A 17,680-nucleotide genomic window follows, 5' to 3' on the forward strand; every position below is an offset into this window, starting at 1 on the left:
ATCGCGGAAACAAAACTATGGAGCCTGGCGCGGCACTTCGCCAGAAACGTCAGTGCCGTGAATCGGACAGCATCAGGCGAGCCGATAGCTCACCTGAGCAAAGGAGCGGGGATCAGGAAGCCGAACCGCCGATGGGCGTGACCACCTTGCGCTTCAGCTGAATCTCATGAACGGTCTCGACCTGCTCCTGGGAGACCTGCACGCCCGTCAGTTCGCCAATCAAACGCCAATGGTCATCCAGTCCGGCACTGATGGTGGCCATGCGGTCGATCATGCGGCGTCCTGCCGAACGGGTCACTTCATCTTCACTGCGCATCAGCTCGAACGACATCGACGTCATGGAAGCAGTGAGGTGCGTGAGGGTGCGAGCCGTAAGCCCGAGCAGTTCCGTCAGTTGTTTCTCTTTTGAATCCATTCCCCACCCCTTCTGGAGGACATAAGCGGCCTTTATAACCCACGCCACACGTTTAGGAAACGTCCCGGTTTCCACGGCGTGAAGCATGTCGCATTAGGTTCAGCAGCATTTTGAAACTGTTGCAAAAACGGCAGTAATTGCCAGTGTCCAGCGAAGCGGTGTACAACCTTTGCCCTTCGCGGTGGACGCAGATGGCGAATTGCCTTCGCCGCGTACGCAACTGTAGCACTTCGTTACATGAAAAGCGTCCTGACCACGCCATTTTCAAGCGACCGGACGTCTGACATTTTTTTTCGAACATGCCGGGCCTTGGCACGAGGCGACATTTTCTTATACCCTCGCGCCTTCCCTATTCGTCGCCCCGTGCGGCTTTTGCCGCAGGTCTCGCCCGTTTTCCCGATAAAACCCGGCTTAGAGGATCTGCGGTCTGTTGCAGACAAGGTAGTTAATGATGATCACCAGGCACTTTCTCTCGATGATGGATTACACGCCAGACGAACTGGGCGCCGTGATCCGTCGAGGCATTGAGCTGAAGGACTTGCGAAATCGAGGCGTGTTGTTCGAGCCGCTGAGAGGTCGAGTGCTGGCCATGATCTTCGAGAAATCTTCGACTCGGACTCGCGTTTCGTTCGAAGCCGGCATGATCCAGCTCGGCGGTCAGGCCATCTTTTTGTCGCCTCGCGACACCCAACTGGGGCGTGGCGAACCGATTGCCGACGGCGCGCGCGTCATGTCGCGCATGGTCGATGCGGTCATGATCCGCACGTTCGCCCACAGCAACCTCATCGAATTCGCCGCCAATTCCCGGGTGCCTGTGATCAACGGCCTGTCCGACGATCTGCACCCGTGCCAGTTATTGGCCGACATGCAGACCTTCCTCGAACATCGCGGTGCGATCAAGGGCAAGACCGTGGCCTGGATCGGCGACGGCAACAATATGTGCAACAGCTATATAGAAGCGGCGATCCAGTTCGACTTCCAACTGCGCGTCGCCTGCCCTGAAGGCTACGAGCCGAGCCCACGCTTCCTGGCGCTGGCCGGCGACCGCGTGACCGTGACCCGCGACCCGAGTGAAGCGGTCAAGGGCGCGCATTTGATCAGCACCGACGTCTGGACCTCCATGGGCCAGGAAGAGGAAACCGCCAAGCGCATCGCGCTGTTCAAGCCTTTCCAGGTCACTCGCGAACTGCTCGATCTGGCCGCTGACGACGTGTTGTTCATGCACTGCCTGCCTGCCCACCGTGGTGAGGAGATCAGTGAAGACCTGCTCGACGACTCGCGTTCAGTGGCGTGGGATCAGGCGGAAAACCGTTTGCATGCGCAAAAGGCGCTGCTCGAATTCCTGGTGGCGCCTGCCTACCAACCCGCATGAGTGAGCCGATGCTGCTGCAACTGCGTGACCTCGCCTGCGGTTATCAAGACCAACGCGTGGTGCAGAACCTGAATCTGCACCTCAACGCGGGAGACATCGGTTGCCTGCTCGGCTCGTCGGGCTGCGGCAAGACCACCACGTTGCGCGCCATCGCCGGTTTCGAACCGGTGCACGCGGGTGAAATCACCCTCGCGGGCGAGGTCATCTCCAGACCCGGCTTCACCCTCGCGCCCGAGAAGCGCCGGATCGGCATGGTGTTTCAGGACTACGCGCTGTTCCCGCACCTGACCGTCGCGGACAACATCGCCTTCGGCATTCGGAATCATCCGCGCCAGGCACAGGTGGTCGAGGAAATGTTGGCGCTGGTCAACCTCCGCACGCTGGGCAAGCGGCATCCCCATGAGCTCTCGGGCGGCCAGCAACAACGCGTCGCCTTGGCGCGGGCATTGGCACCGGAACCGCAATTGCTGCTGCTCGACGAACCTTTTTCCAACCTCGATGGCGAGCTGCGCCGACGTTTGAGCCATGAGGTGCGCGATATTCTCAAGGCCCGAGGCACCAGCGCGATTCTGGTGACCCACGATCAGGAAGAAGCCTTCGCCGTCAGCGATCAGGTGGGGGTGTTCAAGGAAGGACGCCTTGAACAATGGGATACGCCTTACAACCTTTATCACCGACCGGCTACGCCCTATGTCGCCAGTTTTGTCGGGCAGGGCTACTTCATCCGTGGGCAAATGATCGATGCGCAATCGGTGCAGACCGAACTCGGCGTACTGCGTGGGACCTGTGCCCGTGATCCTGTAGGCACGGTCGATGTGCTGCTGAGACCAGACGATATCGCCTACGCGCCAGACTGCCCGGTGAAAGCAAGAGTGATCAGCAAAACCTTTCAGGGCGCCGCGACGCTGTATCGCTTGCAGCTGCCAAGCGGGACGCCACTGGAAGCCTTGTTCCCCAGCCATGCTGATCTGCACGCGGGAGATGACGTCGGTATTTGCGTAACGGCTCAGAATCTGGTGCTGTTTCCTGCGTCCTGACGAACACCCATCGCTGGGGTTGCGAACACAGCCCCCTGTAGGAGCGAATTCATTCGCGAATAGATCGTGCAACCGATGACGATCCATCGCCTGCACCGCCCTCTCGCGAATGAATTCGCTCCTACAGAGGACGCGGCGGTGAACTCACCCGACCGTCAACACCCCACTCGCCACCAGCGTCGCATAGCCGCCAATCTTCACCCGATCTCCCTCCAGACGACAGAACAACTCGCCCCCTCGCGCCGAACTTTGATGGGCTGTCAGGCTGAATTTGTTCAGGCGTGCCGACCAGTACGGAATGAGGCTGCAATGGGTCGAGCCGGTCACCGGGTCTTCGGGAATGCCGTTCCCCGGCGCGAAATAGCGAGAGACAAAATCATGCACGTCGCCATCACTTTTCGCAGTAATGATCACGCCCGGCCATGGCAGCCGGGCGATGGCAGCCATGTCAGGCTTGCAATCGCGAACCGCCTGCTCGGACTCCAGCACCACCAACAGCGCCGCCGCGCCCAGCGCGTCGACGACTTCGGTGTTCAGCGCGCGTTCGATATCCACCGTCACGCCCACTTCACTCGGCGGCAAAGAGGGAAAATCCAGCAACAGGCGTCCGTTCTCGCGGCTGACGCTCAGCGGCCCTGATTGGCTGATGAACTGAATGGTGTCAGACGTTTCGCCATATTTTTCATACAGCACATAGGCGCTGGCCAACGTCGCATGCCCGCACAGCGGGACTTCATTGGTGGGCGTGAACCAACGGATATGCCAGCCCTGCGCCTCACGCACAACAAAAGCGGTTTCGGACAGGTTGTGTTCCGTCGCAATGCGCTGCATCAGCTCATCCGACAGCCAGGCATCGAGGCGATACACCATCGCAGGGTTGCCTGCGAACGGTCGGTCACTGAAGGCATCGACTTGATGAAATTCAAGCTGCATGGAAGGCATCCCCAATCGTTATTGTTCGAGCGCCCTGCCCTGCGTCAGCCTAAGTGACTACAGCAAGACACGGCATATCTGACGATGCATCCGGATCATTCGCGGCCAATCTGAGCAAACGTCGCACCGGTATGTTGAGCAAGTACCGCCGCCGACAGTTCCACCTCAAGCCCTCGACGACCAGCGCTGACAAAAATGGTCGCGAACGGTTGGGCGGACACATCAATGAACGTCCTCAGCCGTTTCTTTTGACCCAACGGGCTGATCCCGCCCAACAGATAACCGGTGGCCCGTTGCGCGGCGGCGGGGTCGGCCATCTCGGCTTTCTTCGCGCCTGCCGCATGGGCCAGGGCCTTGAGGTCCAGCGAACCCACCACCGGCACCACGGCCACCAGCAACTCGCCCTTTTCAGTGCTGGCCAGCAGCGTCTTGAAGACTTGAGCGGGTTGCAAGTTCAGCTTTTCGGCGGCTTCAAGGCCGTAGGACGCAGCCTTGGGGTCATGTTCATAACTGTGGACACGGTGTTCGGCGCGAACTTTTTTCAGTAAATCCAATGCGGGGGTCATGCAGCACTCCAGACGACCAGGGTGTTTCGTGTTGGCTGTCGCTACTTTAGGCCATCTGCTGTCGAAACGCCTCTGTTCAGCGGCTGTCCCAGCGTGAAATCGTTAGGCCCTGAAAAACAGAGGCACCGTTCACTTTCGACTTTGACAATGTTCGTTTACGTCTATATTTTTTCGAATACGAATATTCAGCCTTCAACGGTGAGGCCGCCTCATCACCTGACGGGTTTTCGCACGTACACTGACGACAGTCCCGAACACCCGCTTTATCACCAGGCAATCGACATGACTGACAACGACAACAAGAACTACATCATCGCCCTCGATCAAGGTACGACCAGCTCCCGCGCGATTATCTTCGACCGCGACGCCAACGTGGTGAGTACCGCCCAGAGCGAATTCGTGCAGCACTACCCCCAGCCAGGCTGGGTGGAGCACGATCCGATGGAAATCTTCGCCACCCAGACCGCCTGCATGACCAAAGTGCTGGCCCAGGCCAACCTGCATCACAACCAGATCGCTGCCATTGGCATCACCAACCAGCGCGAAACCACGGTGGTCTGGGAGAAAGACACTGGGCGGCCGATCTACAACGCCGTGGTCTGGCAATGCCGTCGCAGCACCGAGATTTGTCAGCAGCTCAAGCGCGACGGGCTGGAAGACTACATCCGAGACACCACCGGTCTGGTGATCGACCCGTACTTTTCCGGCAGCAAACTGAAGTGGATTCTCGACCACGTCGAAGGCAGCCGCGAACGTGCCGGTCGGGGCGAGTTGCTGTTCGGCACCGTTGATAGCTGGCTGATCTGGAAATTCACCGGTGGCAAGGTGCACGTCACCGATTACACCAACGCCTCGCGCACCATGATGTTCAACATCCATACCCTCGAATGGGATCAGCGGATGCTGGATGTGCTCGACGTGCCTCGGGAAATGCTGCCCGAGGTGAAGTCCTCATCTGAAGTTTACGGCCACAGCAAAAGCGGCATCGCCATCGCCGGTATCGCAGGGGACCAGCAATCGGCCCTGTTTGGCCAGATGTGCGTGGAACCCGGTCAGGCCAAGAACACGTACGGCACCGGCTGTTTCCTGTTGATGAACACGGGCAAGAAAGCCGTGAAATCCAACCACGGCTTGCTCACCACCATCGGCTGCGGCCCACGTGGCGAAGTGGCGTATGCGCTGGAAGGCGCAGTGTTCAACGGCGGCTCGACGGTGCAATGGCTGCGGGATGAGCTGAAGATCGTCAACGACTCCATGGACACCGAATACTTCGCGACCAAGGTGAAGAACAGCAACGGCGTATACCTCGTGCCTGCGTTCACGGGACTTGGCGCGCCCTATTGGGACCCTTACGCCCGTGGCGCGCTGTTCGGCCTGACCCGGGGCGTGAAGGTCGATCACATTATTCGGGCGGCGCTGGAATCCATCGCCTACCAGACCCGCGACGTCCTCGACGCCATGCAGCAGGACGCTGCCGAACCGCTAAAGGCCCTGCGCGTGGACGGCGGCGCGGTGGCCAACAATTTCCTGATGCAGTTCCAGGCCGACATTCTCGGCACCCAGGTCGAGCGCCCGAAAATGCGCGAAACCACGGCCTTGGGCGCGGCGTATCTGGCGGGCCTTGCCATCGGCTTCTGGAGCGGGCTGGACGAGTTGAAAGACAAAGCGGTGATCGAGCGAAAATTCGAACCGCAATGCGACGAGGCGGAGAAGGAAAAGCTGTACGCGGGCTGGCGCAAGGCGGTGGAGCGCACGCGGGACTGGGAGCCGCACGAAGACGTCGAATAACCCACATACCCTGTAGGAGTGAGCTTGCTCGCGATAGCGATTTGTCTGTGACAGATTTGAGCTAACGGAACGCATCGCGAGCAAGCTCACTCCTACAGGACATCATTGGACTTCAGGTTCTTTTTCCGGCTGACAGGTAATGGCTGCCTGCGGCATCATGGGCGCTCTTGCCCGAAGGAAGAAAAATGAATCTGCCACCCCGTCAACAGCAGATCCTCGAGCTGGTCCGTGAGCGCGGCTACGTCAGCATCGAAGAAATGGCCCAATTGTTTGTCGTGACCCCGCAAACCATCCGGCGCGACATCAACCAACTGGCAGAGATGAACCTGCTGCGTCGTTATCATGGCGGCGCGGCCTACGATTCCAGCATCGAAAACACCGCCTACGCCATGCGTGCGGACCAGATGCGCGACGAGAAACAGCGCATCGCCGAAGCCATCGCGGCGCAGGTTCCCGATCACGCCTCGCTGTTCATCAACATCGGCACCACCACCGAATCCATCGCCCGCGCCCTGCTCAACCACAGTCACCTGAAGATCATCACCAACAACCTGCACGTGGCGTCGATCCTCAGCGGCAAGGACGACTTCGAAGTGCTGCTGGCGGGAGGGAATGTGCGCCGTGACGGCGGTGTGGTGGGTCAGGCGAGCGTTGATTTCATCACCCAGTTCAAGGTCGATTTCGCGCTGGTGGGCATCAGCGGCATCGACGAAGACGGCAGCCTGCTGGATTTCGATTACCAGGAAGTCCGCGTCTCCCAGGCGATCATCGCCAATGCGCGCCAGGTCATTCTGGCGGCGGACTCCAGCAAATTCGGCCGCAACGCCATGGTACGCCTGGGCCCGATCACCCTGATCGACTGCCTCGTCACCGACCAGCCCCCCGCGCCGGCACTGGCGCAACTGCTGACGCAGAATAAGATTCGGCTGGAAGTCGTTTAAGCCCCTTTCGTAGTGCCTCACCTTCATGTGGGAGCGAATTCATTCGCGACGCGGTGGTACATCCGACAAGCCTGCATCGGATGTACAGGCCTCTCGCGAATGAATTCGCTGCCACAGAGTGCAGCGTTTCTCCCGGTCAGCAGCGGGAGCCTTTACGCGCTGTTTCATGTTCGCTTTTGTTCCTTTCCCCTTCCTCCCATCAGTATTTTCAATCAATACCGAGTGGTGGCCTCGGTCTTATTGCGTTACTATTTTCGAAAATGAACGTAAATGTTCGAATTCGCCAATATCGAACGTGACCGAATTCTCGACAGGAGGCCCCGATGGCCCATTCCGCCTTGCCCACCCCACCGCTTTCCGAGGTTTATGACATTGCCGTGATCGGCGGTGGCATCAATGGCGTCGGGATCGCAGCGGATGCATCGGGACGCGGCCTGTCAGTGTTCCTTTGCGAAAAGGATGACCTCGCCAGCCACACCTCGTCGGCCAGCAGCAAGCTGATCCACGGCGGCCTGCGCTACCTCGAACATTACGAATTCCGTCTGGTGCGTGAGGCGTTGGCCGAGCGTGAAGTGCTGCTGGAGAAGGCGCCACACATCGTCAAACCCATGCGGTTCGTGCTGCCCCACCGCCCGCATCTGCGCCCGGCGTGGATGATCCGCGCCGGTCTGTTCCTTTATGACCACCTCGGCAAACGCGAAAAGCTGCCCGCGTCGAAAAGCCTGCGCTTCGGCGCCAACAGCCCGCTCAACGCCAGCATCACCCGCGGTTTCGAATATTCCGATTGCTGGGTCGATGACGCCCGCCTCGTGGTGCTCAACGCCATGGCCGCACGGGAAAAAGGCGCGCACATCCACACCCAGACCCGCTGCCTCAGTGCCCAACGCAGCAACGGCCTGTGGCACCTGAACATGGAACGCGCCGATGGCAGCCTTTTCTCCATTCGTGCCAGGGCGTTGGTGAACGCGGCCGGCCCATGGGTCGCCAAGTTCATTCGCGAAGATTTGAAGCTGGAGTCGCAATATGGCATTCGCCTGATCCAAGGCAGCCATTTGATCGTGCCAAAACTGTACGACGGCGAAAACGCGTTCATCCTGCAGAACGAAGATCAGCGCATCGTCTTCGCGATTCCGTACCTGGAGCGGTTCACCATCATTGGCACCACCGATCGCGAATACACCGGCGACCCGGCCAACGTGGCGATCACCGAAGGCGAGACCGATTACCTGCTGAAGATTGTCAACGAACACTTCAAGAAGCAGCTGAGCCGCGACGACATCATCCGCACTTATTCCGGCGTGCGCCCGCTGTGCAACGACGAATCCGACAACCCGTCGGCGATCACCCGCGACTACACCCTGTCGCTGTCGGGTGGCGCGGGCGAGCCGCCGATCCTGTCGGTGTTCGGTGGAAAACTGACGACCTATCGCAAGCTGGCGGAATCGGCGATGCAACAGCTGGCGCCGTTCTTCACCCAGATGCGCCCGAGCTGGACCGCCAAGGCGAGCCTGCCGGGTGGGGAAAACATGACCACGCCAGCGGCCTTGGCAGCTGAGTTGCAACAACGCTCCCCTTGGCTGCCTGCAGACCTCGCCAAGCGTTGGTCGATCACCTACGGCTCGCGCAGCTGGCGCATCATCGAGGGCGCGCAAGGGTTGGCGGATTTGGGCGAACACCTCGGTGGTGGCCTTTACAGCCGCGAGGTGGATTATCTGGGCAGCGAAGAATGGGCGACGAAAGCTGACGACATCCTGTGGCGTCGGACCAAGCTCGGCCTGTTCACCACGGCGGAAGAACAGCAGAACGTGCAGGCGTATCTCGATAAAGTGGCGCGCAACAAAAGCGCTATAGAAGCTGCCTGATTTCTCACCGGCACCACTCGACCGGCGGACACGCCTCGGCCTCTCTGTGGGAGCGAATTCATTCGCGCATGATCCGACAGGCGATGCATCGTCATCGTCTGTAACCTCTTTCGCGAATGAATTCGCTCCCACAGACAGCGAGCGTTTTACCTGATTCATCCACACACAGGCATTCGGTTTTCCGAACACCCCTCTCTCGCCTATTCGGCATTCCGTACGACTCATCCTCCCTCTATCGCAACAATAAAATAAAATTCCTTTATTTTCAGTGAGTTAAAACGTGTCACATGCTTGGCATGACTCATGCTCTACACTCAATCACGATTGCTCCGATGTAGCGTGCCGCCTGAATTGGGCCGCCGTTGTAGCGTTCTGAAACCGATAGGGCCGACCCAACACGGACCCATAAGAAAAACAAAGTCGAGGAGAAACAGATGCGTATCGTTCCCCACATTCTGGGCGTTGCCATTGCTGCAGCCGCTTTGATCAGCACCCCAGTGTCCGCCGCCGAGCTGACCGGCACCCTGAAAAAAATCAACGATTCCGGCACCATCACCCTCGGTCACCGCGACTCGTCCATTCCGTTCTCGTACATCGCTGATGCTTCCGGCAAACCTGTCGGTTACTCCCACGACATTCAGCTGGCCATCGTCGAAGCGATCAAAAAAGACCTGAACAAGCCAGATCTGAACGTCAAGTACAACCTGGTCACTTCTCAGACCCGTATCCCGCTGGTTCAGAACGGCACTGTCGACGTTGAGTGTGGTTCGACCACCAACAACGCCGAGCGCGCTCAGCAAGTCGACTTCTCCGTCGGCATCTTCGAAATCGGCACCAAGCTGCTGACCAAAGTCGGTTCGCCGTACAACGACTTCGATGACCTGAAAGGCAAGAACGTCGTGACCACCGCGGGCACCACGTCCGAGCGCATCATCAAAGCGCTGAACGCTGACAAGCAGATGGGCATGAACGTCATCTCCGCCAAAGACCACGGTGAGTCCTTCCAGATGCTGGAATCGGGCCGTGCCGTTGCGTTCATGATGGACGACGCACTGCTGGCAGGCGAAATGGCCAAGGCCAAGAAGCCAACCGACTGGCACGTGACCGGCACCCCGCAATCCTATGAAATCTACGGCTGCATGGTTCGTAAAGACGACCCGGCGTTCAAGAAAGCCGTGGACGACGCGATTGTCGGCCTCTACAAGTCGGGCGAGATCATCAAGATCTACGACAAGTGGTTCACCCAGCCAATTCCTCCAAAAGGCCTGAACCTGAGCTTCCCGATGAGCGAAGAGCTCAAGAAGCTGATCGCCAACCCGAACGACAAGCCAGCGCCGGACAAGAAGGCTTAAGCCCTTCGCTCCGTTATCACAAAAAGATAAGCCTGATTTCCGGGGACGTAATAAGTCCCCGGAAGCCGCTGCCTCTGGCATGCGCGCATAACGATCGATCAGAGGGGAGACCCTGATGAATTACAACTGGGACTGGAGCGTATTCTTCAAGTCCACCGGCGTCGGCACCGAGACCTATCTGGACTGGTATGTATCCGGTCTGGGCTGGACCATCGGCATCTCCATCGTCGCCTGGATCATCGCGTTAATCCTGGGCTCAGTGCTCGGGGTGATGCGCACGGTGCCCAATCGCATCGTGTCTTCCATCGCCACGGTTTACGTGGAAATTTTCCGTAACGTGCCACTGCTGGTGCAGCTGTTCATCTGGTACTTCCTGGTGCCGGATCTGCTGCCTGAGAACCTGCAGGAGTGGTACAAGCAGGACCTGAACCCGACCACCTCGGCCTTTCTGAGCGTTGTCGTGTGCCTGGGTCTGTTCACCGCCGCACGGGTTTGCGAACAAGTGCGCACCGGTATCCAGGCGTTGCCTCGCGGCCAGGAATCCGCCGCACGCGCCATGGGTTTCAAACTGCCGCAGATCTACTGGAACGTGCTGCTGCCGCAGGCTTACCGGATCATCATCCCGCCGCTCACCTCCGAATTCCTCAACGTGTTCAAGAACTCGTCGGTGGCCTCGCTGATCGGTCTGATGGAATTGCTGGCCCAGACCAAACAGACCGCCGAGTTTTCCGCGAACCTGTTCGAAGCCTTCACCCTCGCCACCCTGATCTACTTCACGCTGAACATGAGCCTGATGCTGCTCATGCGTCTGGTCGAGAAGAAAGTCGCCGTGCCGGGCCTGATCTCTGTGGGAGGTAAATAATGGACTTCTCTGGAATCATCCCCGCCATTCCCGGCATGTGGAACGGTATGGTCATGACCTTGCAGTTGATGGTCATGGGCGTGGTCGGCGGCATCATCATCGGGACCCTTCTGGCCCTGATGCGCCTGTCGTCGAGCAAGTTGCTGTCGCGCATCGCCGGTGCCTACGTCAACTATTTCCGCTCGATCCCGCTGCTGCTGGTCATCACCTGGTTCTACCTGGCGGTGCCGTTCGTGCTGCGCTGGATCACCGGCCAGGACACCCCGGTCGGCGCGTTCACCTCCTGCGTCGTGGCCTTCATGATGTTCGAGGCCGCGTACTTCTGCGAAATCGTCCGTGCCGGTGTGCAGTCGATTTCCCGTGGACAGATGGGTGCCGCGCAAGCGCTGGGCATGACCTACGGCCAGATGATGCGCCTGATCATCCTGCCGCAAGCGTTCCGCAAGATGACCCCGCTGCTGCTGCAGCAGAGCATCATTCTGTTTCAGGACACCTCGCTGGTTTACACGGTCGGTCTGGTGGACTTCCTCAACTCAGCCCGTTCCAGCGGCGACATCATTGGCCGTTCCAATGAATTCCTGATCGTCGCGGGTCTGGTGTACTTCACGATCAGCTTCGTGGCCGCGCGTCTGGTCAAGCTCATGCAGAAAAGGTTAGCCGTATGATTTCCATCAAAAATATCAACAAGTGGTATGGGGACTTCCAAGTGCTGACCGATTGCAGCACTGAGGTCAAAAAGGGCGAAGTGATCGTGGTGTGCGGCCCGTCCGGTTCGGGCAAATCGACCCTGATCAAGTGCGTCAACGCGCTGGAACCGTTCCAGAAAGGCGACATCGTGGTCGATGGCACCTCCATCGCCGATCCGAAGACCAACCTGCCGAAACTGCGTTCCCACGTGGGCATGGTGTTCCAGCATTTCGAGCTGTTCCCGCACCTGACCATCACCGAAAACCTGACCATCGCGCAGATCAAGGTGTTGGGCCGCAGCAAAGAAGAAGCCACCAAAAAAGGCCTGGCCCTGCTGGAGCGCGTCGGCTTGTCGGCTCACGCTCATAAGCACCCTGGCCAGTTGTCCGGCGGCCAGCAGCAGCGCGTGGCGATTGCCCGTGCGCTGGCGATGGACCCGGTGGTGATGCTGTTCGACGAACCGACCTCCGCCCTCGACCCTGAAATGGTCAACGAAGTGCTGGACGTGATGGTACAGCTCGCCCACGAAGGCATGACCATGATGTGCGTGACCCACGAAATGGGCTTCGCCCGAAAAGTGGCCGACCGCGTGATCTTCATGGACAAGGGGCAGATCATCGAAGACTGCGTCAAGGACGAATTCTTCGGCGACGTCAGCGCCCGTTCCGAACGCGCTCAGCACTTCCTGAACAAAATCCTGCAGCACTAACCAGATCTGCCTCACGAGGGCAATGCCCCAAAAGGGCAAAAAACCACTGGCTGTCTGTGTCGCTATCAATGACACGGGCAGCTGGTCGGTCCAGGACGACTGTGATGAAATGCGATCCACCTCTTAGCGCGCCGCCATCACTTGCCGTGAAACCCCGCCTGATACGCCACCTGTTTCTGCCGCCGCTGATCATTCTGCTGATGATCGCGCTCGGCTACGTCACTTATCTGTACAGCGAAAAGAACGGCATCAAGGCCCTCGGCGAAAACGGCGAACGGCAGCTCGAACTGCACGCCCGCACCGTCGAAAGCGAAATCAACAAATACAACTACCTGCCCAGCGTGCTGGAGCTCGAATCCAATGTCTCGGACCTGCTCAACGACCCGTCACCGGAGTTGCGCTCGAAGGTCAACGATTACCTGGAAGGCCTGAATCGCCGCAGCCGCAGCCGCGCGATCTACGTCCTCGACACCACCGGCCGCGTGCTGGCCACCAGCAACTGGCGCGACGCCGACAGCTATCTCGGCGAAGACCTGTCGTTCCGCGCCTATTACCAGGACGCGATTCGCGGGTTGCCGGGCCGCTTCTACGGCATCGGCAGCACCACCGGCGAGCCGGGTTATTACCTGGCCCACGGGCTGGAAGAGAAAGGCAAGATCATCGGCGTCGCCGTGATCAAAGTGCGCCTCGAAGCGCTGGAAGAACGCTGGCAACGGGCGCGTCTGGAAGCCTTTGTCAGCGACGAAAACGGCATCATTATTCTGTCCAGCGACCCGGCGCGACGGCTGAAATCGGTTCGCCCCCTGACTCCGCAAATCAAGGAGCGTCTGGCCCGCAGCCTGCAATATTACTGGTGGCCGCTCAACGAGCTGGTGCCGTTGGAACGTGAGCTGATCGCCGACGGGGTCGAGAAGCTGACCTTCCCGGCCAACGTCAGCGTCGACCACGAACACACGGCCGTCAGCTACCTCGCGCAAACCCGGGACCTGGCCGACACGCCGTGGCACCTGACGCTGCTGACTCCGCTAGAGGATTTACGGCGTGAAGCGGCCAATCAAGGCATGCTGGTGGCCGTGGCCTGCGCGCTGGCGATGTTTCTGCTGATCGCCTGGAACGAGCGGCGCAAGGTAATTTCGACCCGCCTCGCGGCCCGTGAAGCGCTGGAAGAAGCCAACAACGAACTGGAGCGTCGGATTACCGAACGCACCGCCGACCTGCGCGCCAGCAACGAGCGGCTCAAGGGTCAGATTCGCGAGCGGCGTCAGGCCGAAGAAACCTTGCGACAGGCCCAGGACGAATTGGTGCAGGCGGGCAAACTCGCGGCCATCGGACAGATGTCCACCAGCATCGCTCACGAGCTGAATCAACCGCTGGCCGCTTTGCGTACGCTGTCCGGCAACACGGTGCGGTTCATCGAACGCGGTGCGCTGGATACGGCGAGCACCAACCTGCGCACGATCAACGACCTGGTCGATCGCATGGGCCGCATCACCGCCAGCCTGCGCGCTTTTGCCCGACGCGGGGAAGACAAGGGCCAGGCCTCGCTGGCCAAAGCGGTGGATGCGTCATTGCAGGTGCTCGGCGGACGTCTGGAAAACAGCGCGCTGGAATTGCATCAGGCCTTCGACGACGTCGAACTCGCCATCGACCAGACGCGCCTGGAGCAGATTCTGGTCAACCTGATTGGCAACGCGCTGGACGCCATGCAGGCGCAACCGCTGCCGGTGCTGTGGCTGCAAGGCGACCTGTGCGAAGGCCGTTACCGCCTGCGCGTGCGCGACAACGGCCATGGCATCGACGCCGAAGCGCGCAAGCATTTGTTCGAACCGTTTTTTACCACCAAGCCCGGCGAACAAGGGCTGGGGCTGGGCTTGACCCTCTCCGCCAGCCTCGCAGCCGCCGCCGGTGGCAGTTTGAACGCCGAAGACCCGGCCGAAGGCGGCACGATGTTTGTGTTGGTGTTGCCGTTGGTGGACGGGGGGGCGGCGAAGGTATGACGTACTTTTCGGACATTACCGTCGGCCGAAAAAAATTCGCGGATGAATCCGCTCCCACAGGGAAATGCATGCTGTCTGTGGGAGCGAGTTCATTCGCGATGAAGGCAACGCTGACGCATTGGATTTGCACATGAACACTGAACTGACCGTCCTCATCGTTGAAGATGACCCCCACGTCCTGCTCGGCTGCCAGCAGGCACTCGCACTGGAAGACATCCACAGCCAGGGCGTGGGCAGTGCCGAAGAGGCGTTAGCGATGGTGGGCGACAACTTTGCCGGGATCGTCATCAGCGACATTCGTTTGCCAGGCATCGACGGGCTGGAATTGCTCAAGCGCCTGAAAGAACGCGACCGCAGCCTGCCGGTGGTGCTGATCACCGGCCACGGCGATGTGTCGATGGCGGTCGGTGCCATGCGCGACGGTGCCTACGACTTCATGGAAAAACCCTTCTCCCCCGAGCGGCTGGTGGACGTCGCACGCCGCGCCCTGGAACACCGCGGGCTTGCGCGGGAAGTCTCATCGCTGCGTCGCCAACTGGCCGAACGCGACTCGCTGGAAGGCAAGATCATCGGTCGCTCGCCCGCCATGCAGAACCTGCGCGCACTGATCACCAACGTCGCGGACACCTCAGCCAACGTGTTGATCGAAGGTGAAACCGGCACGGGCAAGGAACTGGTCGCCCGCTGTCTCCACGACTTCAGTCGTCGGCATTCCAATCAGTTCGTCGCGCTGAACTGCGGTGGACTGCCGGAGAACCTCTTCGAAAGCGAAATTTTCGGCCACGAAGCCAACGCTTTCACCGGGGCGGGCAAGCGCCGCATTGGCAAGATCGAACACGCCCACAACGGCACGCTGTTTCTCGATGAAGTGGAAAGCATGCCGATCAACCTGCAGATCAAATTGCTGCGGGTGTTGCAGGAACGCACGCTGGAGCGCCTCGGTTCGAACCAGAGCGTCGCGGTGGATTGCCGGGTGATCGCGGCGACCAAATCCGACCTCAATGAGCTGAGCAAGGCCAGCCAGTTTCGCAGCGACCTGTATTACCGCCTGAACGTGGTGACCCTGGAATTGCCGCCGTTGCGTGAACGCCGCGAAGACATCCTGCAATTGTTCGAACACTTTCTGCAGCTCTCGTCCCTACGTTTCGACCGCGAGCCGCCGCAACTGGACCCGCACACCGTTTCCGCGTTGATGAGCCACGACTGGCCGGGCAACGTGCGGGAACTGCGCAACGTCGCCGAGCGTTATGCCTTGGGCCTGCCAGCGTTCAAGAAGACCGGCGTCGCGGCCCTGAGCCAGAGCCTGGGGTTTTCCGAGGCGGTGGAAGCCTTCGAAAAAAACCTGCTCAGCGAGGCCTTGCTGCGCAGCGGCGGCAATCTCAGTCAGGCGAGCCAGGAACTGGGCATGGCCAAGACCACGCTGTTCGACAAGGTGAAGAAATACGGGTTGGGGTGAGATGCGCGGTCGCTGCAGGAACGTGGCTGGGGTTGAGGTACGCGGTCTCTGTAGGAGCGTGGCTTGTCCCGCGATCTGCTGCGCAGCGGCAGCAAAACCGATGACTCGGTACACCTGAAAGACCGCGTGCTCAGATTCTACGGCCGGTTCCCGACCGATCGCGGGACAAGCCACGCTCCTACAGATGGCGATCCCGCGATTGCGTCAGTCCGGGTGCCCAAGCGGCGCCTCATCCAAGGCAATCGCGGTCAAGCGCGCTCCTACAAGGTATGGGTTTCCTCAGGCCTGTTCAGCCCCCATTCAACCCCTTGGCCCACCCTTTGCACTTCCCCTGAAAGGCCCGCCCGGCCGGTGTTCATGGCCATGAACCCGGTGTCCGGGGCGGCATTTCTGGGGTGAAGGCAACCTTGAACATTCTCGATCTCGATCACAGCCTGACGCAGCAGGCGCCGATCAAGGAGCGACTGCATGACGGCCGGGCGATACGCCTGGATTTGCTGGCGTTAGGGCCGGTATTGCGGCTCTGGTCCACGGAAACCCATTACCAACGTTTTGCCGGGCACCTGAGCCATCGTGCGCGACCGCTGGGCAATCGGCCGGAAATCTTCTTCGTCGGCTCCGGTGACTATCACCACCTGACCCCTGCCCTGCTCGCCGATCTCCCCGAGCCGATCACACTGATCCACTTCGACAATCACCCGGACTGGGTGCATTTCGCCCCCCGGCGCCACTGCGGGTCCTGGGTCAATCGCGCGCTCAAGCTGCCCAACGTCAAACGCATCATCACCCTCGGGCCGTGCAGCGATGACCTGCAAAGCCCACAGCTCAAGGGCGGCAACCTCGGGGCATTGAAGCGCGGCGATCTGCAGCTTTTTCCGTGGCGTCATCCACCCTCGAAAGTCTGGGGCAAGATCGGCGACGGCCCCGGACATCGGCAGATGGACGGCCACTTGCACTGGCACAACCTGGCTGATGTGGACTGGCCGGCTTTCCTCGAACAACTGGTGGCGAGCCTGCCCACCGACGCCGTGTGGATCACCATCGACAAAGACGTGCTGGCCAGCGAAGACGCTGCGACCAATTGGGATCAGGGCGGCATGCGCCTCACCCATCTGCTCGATGCCATTCGTGCCCTGGCCGCGCAAACACGGGTGTTGGGGATCGATGTCTGCGGCGAGTTCGCCCCGCCCGCGTTCAGCAATCCGCTCAAACGCTGGGAGGCAAAATCCGATCAGCCACCCGCCGAACGTTGGAGCGACGCGGACATTGCGCGCAACGCCCAGACCAATGCGGCGTTGATCGCGCTGTTCGAGGAGCTGTTTCCATGACCCCGATTGTGGTGCTGCTGACGGCGTTCTCGATCCTGCTGGACGTGATCGGCCAGCTGGCGTTCAAGATCGGCCTGGATCGTTTGCCCGCGCAGGAAGGCGGGTTTCGCCTGCGCAGTTTCTGGGTGCAGATCGCGGGCGCGCCGATGCTCTGGTTCGGCGTCGGCGCGTACGTAGTCGAGTTCATCACTTGGCTGTTCGTGCTGTCCCTGGCGCCGCTCAGCCTGGTGTTTCCGGCGGCGAGCCTGAGTTACGTGGGCGTGGTGCTGGGCGGGCGACTGGTGCTTGGCGAGCGGGTCAGCCGCCGTCGCTGGCTCGGCACGCTGGTCATCACGGCGGGCGTCATGTTGGTGTGCGCCACGGGCGCGTGAGGTG

The 17,680-nt window shown here is 60.2% G+C and carries 17 protein-coding genes; 14 read left to right on the forward strand and 3 right to left on the reverse strand.

The window, feature by feature from the left end:
- Window positions 1–112 precede the first annotated feature (112 nt).
- Entirely contained in the window at window positions 113–415 is a 303-nt protein-coding gene (locus tag GVN17_RS01555) for a hypothetical protein (protein ID WP_166593468.1), read from the reverse strand.
- A gap of 451 nt (window positions 416–866) precedes the next feature.
- Here GVN17_RS01555 and argF point away from each other — a divergent pair, with 451 nt between their 5' ends.
- Together argF and GVN17_RS01565 are read left to right on the forward strand one after the other, a co-directional pair.
- Window positions 867–1,787 carry an ornithine carbamoyltransferase gene (argF, locus tag GVN17_RS01560; RefSeq protein WP_166593469.1) on the forward strand — a complete coding sequence of 307 codons (921 nt, stop codon included), beginning with the start codon at window positions 867–869 and terminating at the stop codon, window positions 1,785–1,787.
- Window positions 1,784–2,824: an ABC transporter ATP-binding protein gene (locus GVN17_RS01565; protein ID WP_166593470.1), complete on the forward strand. Its 1,041-nt coding sequence runs from the start codon at window positions 1,784–1,786 to the stop codon at window positions 2,822–2,824. The genes argF and GVN17_RS01565 overlap by 4 nt, the downstream gene beginning before the upstream one ends.
- Before the next feature lie 144 nt (window positions 2,825–2,968).
- Here the strand turns inward: GVN17_RS01565 and GVN17_RS01570 are convergent, their stop codons facing one another.
- Window positions 2,969–3,757, reverse strand: a complete 789-nt coding sequence (locus tag GVN17_RS01570; protein WP_166593471.1) for a PhzF family phenazine biosynthesis protein — start codon at window positions 3,755–3,757, stop codon at window positions 2,969–2,971.
- Between the two features lie 95 nt (window positions 3,758–3,852).
- Window positions 3,853–4,323 (reverse strand): Cys-tRNA(Pro) deacylase, encoded by a 471-nt coding sequence (gene ybaK / locus GVN17_RS01575; protein ID WP_166593472.1) that lies wholly within the window; start codon window positions 4,321–4,323, stop codon window positions 3,853–3,855.
- Between the two features lie 282 nt (window positions 4,324–4,605).
- Here ybaK and glpK point away from each other — a divergent pair, with 282 nt between their 5' ends.
- The 12 genes from glpK to GVN17_RS01635 all read left to right on the forward strand — a co-directional run bounded on the left by glpK (window position 4,606) and on the right by GVN17_RS01635 (window position 17,676).
- Complete coding sequence (glpK, locus tag GVN17_RS01580) at window positions 4,606–6,111, forward strand: glycerol kinase GlpK (RefSeq protein WP_166593473.1); 1,506 nt, start codon at window positions 4,606–4,608, stop codon at window positions 6,109–6,111.
- 185 nt (window positions 6,112–6,296) lie between these two features.
- Window positions 6,297–7,052 carry a DeoR/GlpR family transcriptional regulator gene (locus tag GVN17_RS01585; protein ID WP_166593474.1) on the forward strand — a complete coding sequence of 252 codons (756 nt, stop codon included), beginning with the start codon at window positions 6,297–6,299 and terminating at the stop codon, window positions 7,050–7,052.
- 323 nt (window positions 7,053–7,375) lie between these two features.
- On the forward strand, window positions 7,376–8,914 hold the full coding sequence (glpD, locus tag GVN17_RS01590) for a glycerol-3-phosphate dehydrogenase (protein ID WP_166593475.1): 1,539 nt from the start codon (window positions 7,376–7,378) through the stop codon (window positions 8,912–8,914).
- 434 nt (window positions 8,915–9,348) lie between these two features.
- The gene (locus GVN17_RS01595; protein ID WP_166593476.1) at window positions 9,349–10,266 is read left to right on the forward strand and encodes a glutamate/aspartate ABC transporter substrate-binding protein; all 918 of its coding nucleotides are present in this window, start codon (window positions 9,349–9,351) and stop codon (window positions 10,264–10,266) included.
- 115 nt (window positions 10,267–10,381) lie between these two features.
- A complete protein-coding gene (locus tag GVN17_RS01600; RefSeq protein ID WP_166593477.1) occupies window positions 10,382–11,128 on the forward strand; it encodes an amino acid ABC transporter permease in 747 nt (248 codons plus the stop codon).
- The gene (locus GVN17_RS01605; RefSeq protein ID WP_178115696.1) at window positions 11,125–11,793 is read left to right on the forward strand and encodes an ABC transporter permease subunit; all 669 of its coding nucleotides are present in this window, start codon (window positions 11,125–11,127) and stop codon (window positions 11,791–11,793) included. Before GVN17_RS01600 ends, GVN17_RS01605 begins: the two co-directional genes overlap by 4 nt.
- The gene (locus GVN17_RS01610) at window positions 11,790–12,524 is read left to right on the forward strand and encodes an amino acid ABC transporter ATP-binding protein (protein WP_166593479.1); all 735 of its coding nucleotides are present in this window, start codon (window positions 11,790–11,792) and stop codon (window positions 12,522–12,524) included. The genes GVN17_RS01605 and GVN17_RS01610 overlap by 4 nt, the downstream gene beginning before the upstream one ends.
- A gap of 104 nt (window positions 12,525–12,628) precedes the next feature.
- Entirely contained in the window at window positions 12,629–14,521 is a 1,893-nt protein-coding gene (locus GVN17_RS01615) for an ATP-binding protein (RefSeq protein WP_166593480.1), read from the forward strand.
- 130 nt (window positions 14,522–14,651) lie between these two features.
- Entirely contained in the window at window positions 14,652–15,977 is a 1,326-nt protein-coding gene (locus GVN17_RS01620; protein WP_166593481.1) for a sigma-54 dependent transcriptional regulator, read from the forward strand.
- Window positions 15,978–16,040: 63 nt separating this feature from the next.
- The gene (locus tag GVN17_RS01625) at window positions 16,041–16,376 is read left to right on the forward strand and encodes a hypothetical protein (protein WP_166593482.1); all 336 of its coding nucleotides are present in this window, start codon (window positions 16,041–16,043) and stop codon (window positions 16,374–16,376) included.
- Between the two features lie 8 nt (window positions 16,377–16,384).
- Window positions 16,385–17,305 (forward strand): arginase, encoded by a 921-nt coding sequence (locus GVN17_RS01630; RefSeq protein ID WP_166593483.1) that lies wholly within the window; start codon window positions 16,385–16,387, stop codon window positions 17,303–17,305.
- A complete protein-coding gene (locus tag GVN17_RS01635) occupies window positions 17,302–17,676 on the forward strand; it encodes a transporter (protein ID WP_166593484.1) in 375 nt (124 codons plus the stop codon). Before GVN17_RS01630 ends, GVN17_RS01635 begins: the two co-directional genes overlap by 4 nt.
- The last annotated feature ends 4 nt before the right edge of the window (window positions 17,677–17,680 follow it).

Origin of the sequence: Pseudomonas sp. SLFW, from assembly GCF_009905615.1 — a bacterium.
GTDB classification, from domain to species: Bacteria; Pseudomonadota; Gammaproteobacteria; order Pseudomonadales; family Pseudomonadaceae; genus Aquipseudomonas; species Aquipseudomonas bambusae.

Excerpts from the sequence above, each read along its gene's own strand:
- glpK (WP_166593473.1), top strand. The coding sequence starts at position 4,606 with ATGACTGACAACGACAACAAGAACTACATCATCGCCCTCGATCAAGGT.
- GVN17_RS01610 (WP_166593479.1), top strand. The coding sequence starts at position 11,790 with ATGATTTCCATCAAAAATATCAACAAGTGGTATGGGGACTTCCAAGTG.
- GVN17_RS01595 (WP_166593476.1), top strand. The coding sequence starts at position 9,349 with ATGCGTATCGTTCCCCACATTCTGGGCGTTGCCATTGCTGCAGCCGCT.
- argF (WP_166593469.1), top strand. The coding sequence starts at position 867 with ATGATCACCAGGCACTTTCTCTCGATGATGGATTACACGCCAGACGAA.
- GVN17_RS01570 (WP_166593471.1), bottom strand. The coding sequence starts at position 3,757 with ATGCAGCTTGAATTTCATCAAGTCGATGCCTTCAGTGACCGACCGTTC.
- GVN17_RS01600 (WP_166593477.1), top strand. The coding sequence starts at position 10,382 with ATGAATTACAACTGGGACTGGAGCGTATTCTTCAAGTCCACCGGCGTC.
- GVN17_RS01565 (WP_166593470.1), top strand. The coding sequence starts at position 1,784 with ATGAGTGAGCCGATGCTGCTGCAACTGCGTGACCTCGCCTGCGGTTAT.
- GVN17_RS01615 (WP_166593480.1), top strand. The coding sequence starts at position 12,629 with ATGAAATGCGATCCACCTCTTAGCGCGCCGCCATCACTTGCCGTGAAA.
- GVN17_RS01555 (WP_166593468.1), bottom strand. The coding sequence starts at position 415 with ATGGATTCAAAAGAGAAACAACTGACGGAACTGCTCGGGCTTACGGCT.
- GVN17_RS01585 (WP_166593474.1), top strand. The coding sequence starts at position 6,297 with ATGAATCTGCCACCCCGTCAACAGCAGATCCTCGAGCTGGTCCGTGAG.
- ybaK (WP_166593472.1), bottom strand. The coding sequence starts at position 4,323 with ATGACCCCCGCATTGGATTTACTGAAAAAAGTTCGCGCCGAACACCGT.
- glpD (WP_166593475.1), top strand. The coding sequence starts at position 7,376 with ATGGCCCATTCCGCCTTGCCCACCCCACCGCTTTCCGAGGTTTATGAC.
- GVN17_RS01620 (WP_166593481.1), top strand. The coding sequence starts at position 14,652 with ATGAACACTGAACTGACCGTCCTCATCGTTGAAGATGACCCCCACGTC.
- GVN17_RS01635 (WP_166593484.1), top strand. The coding sequence starts at position 17,302 with ATGACCCCGATTGTGGTGCTGCTGACGGCGTTCTCGATCCTGCTGGAC.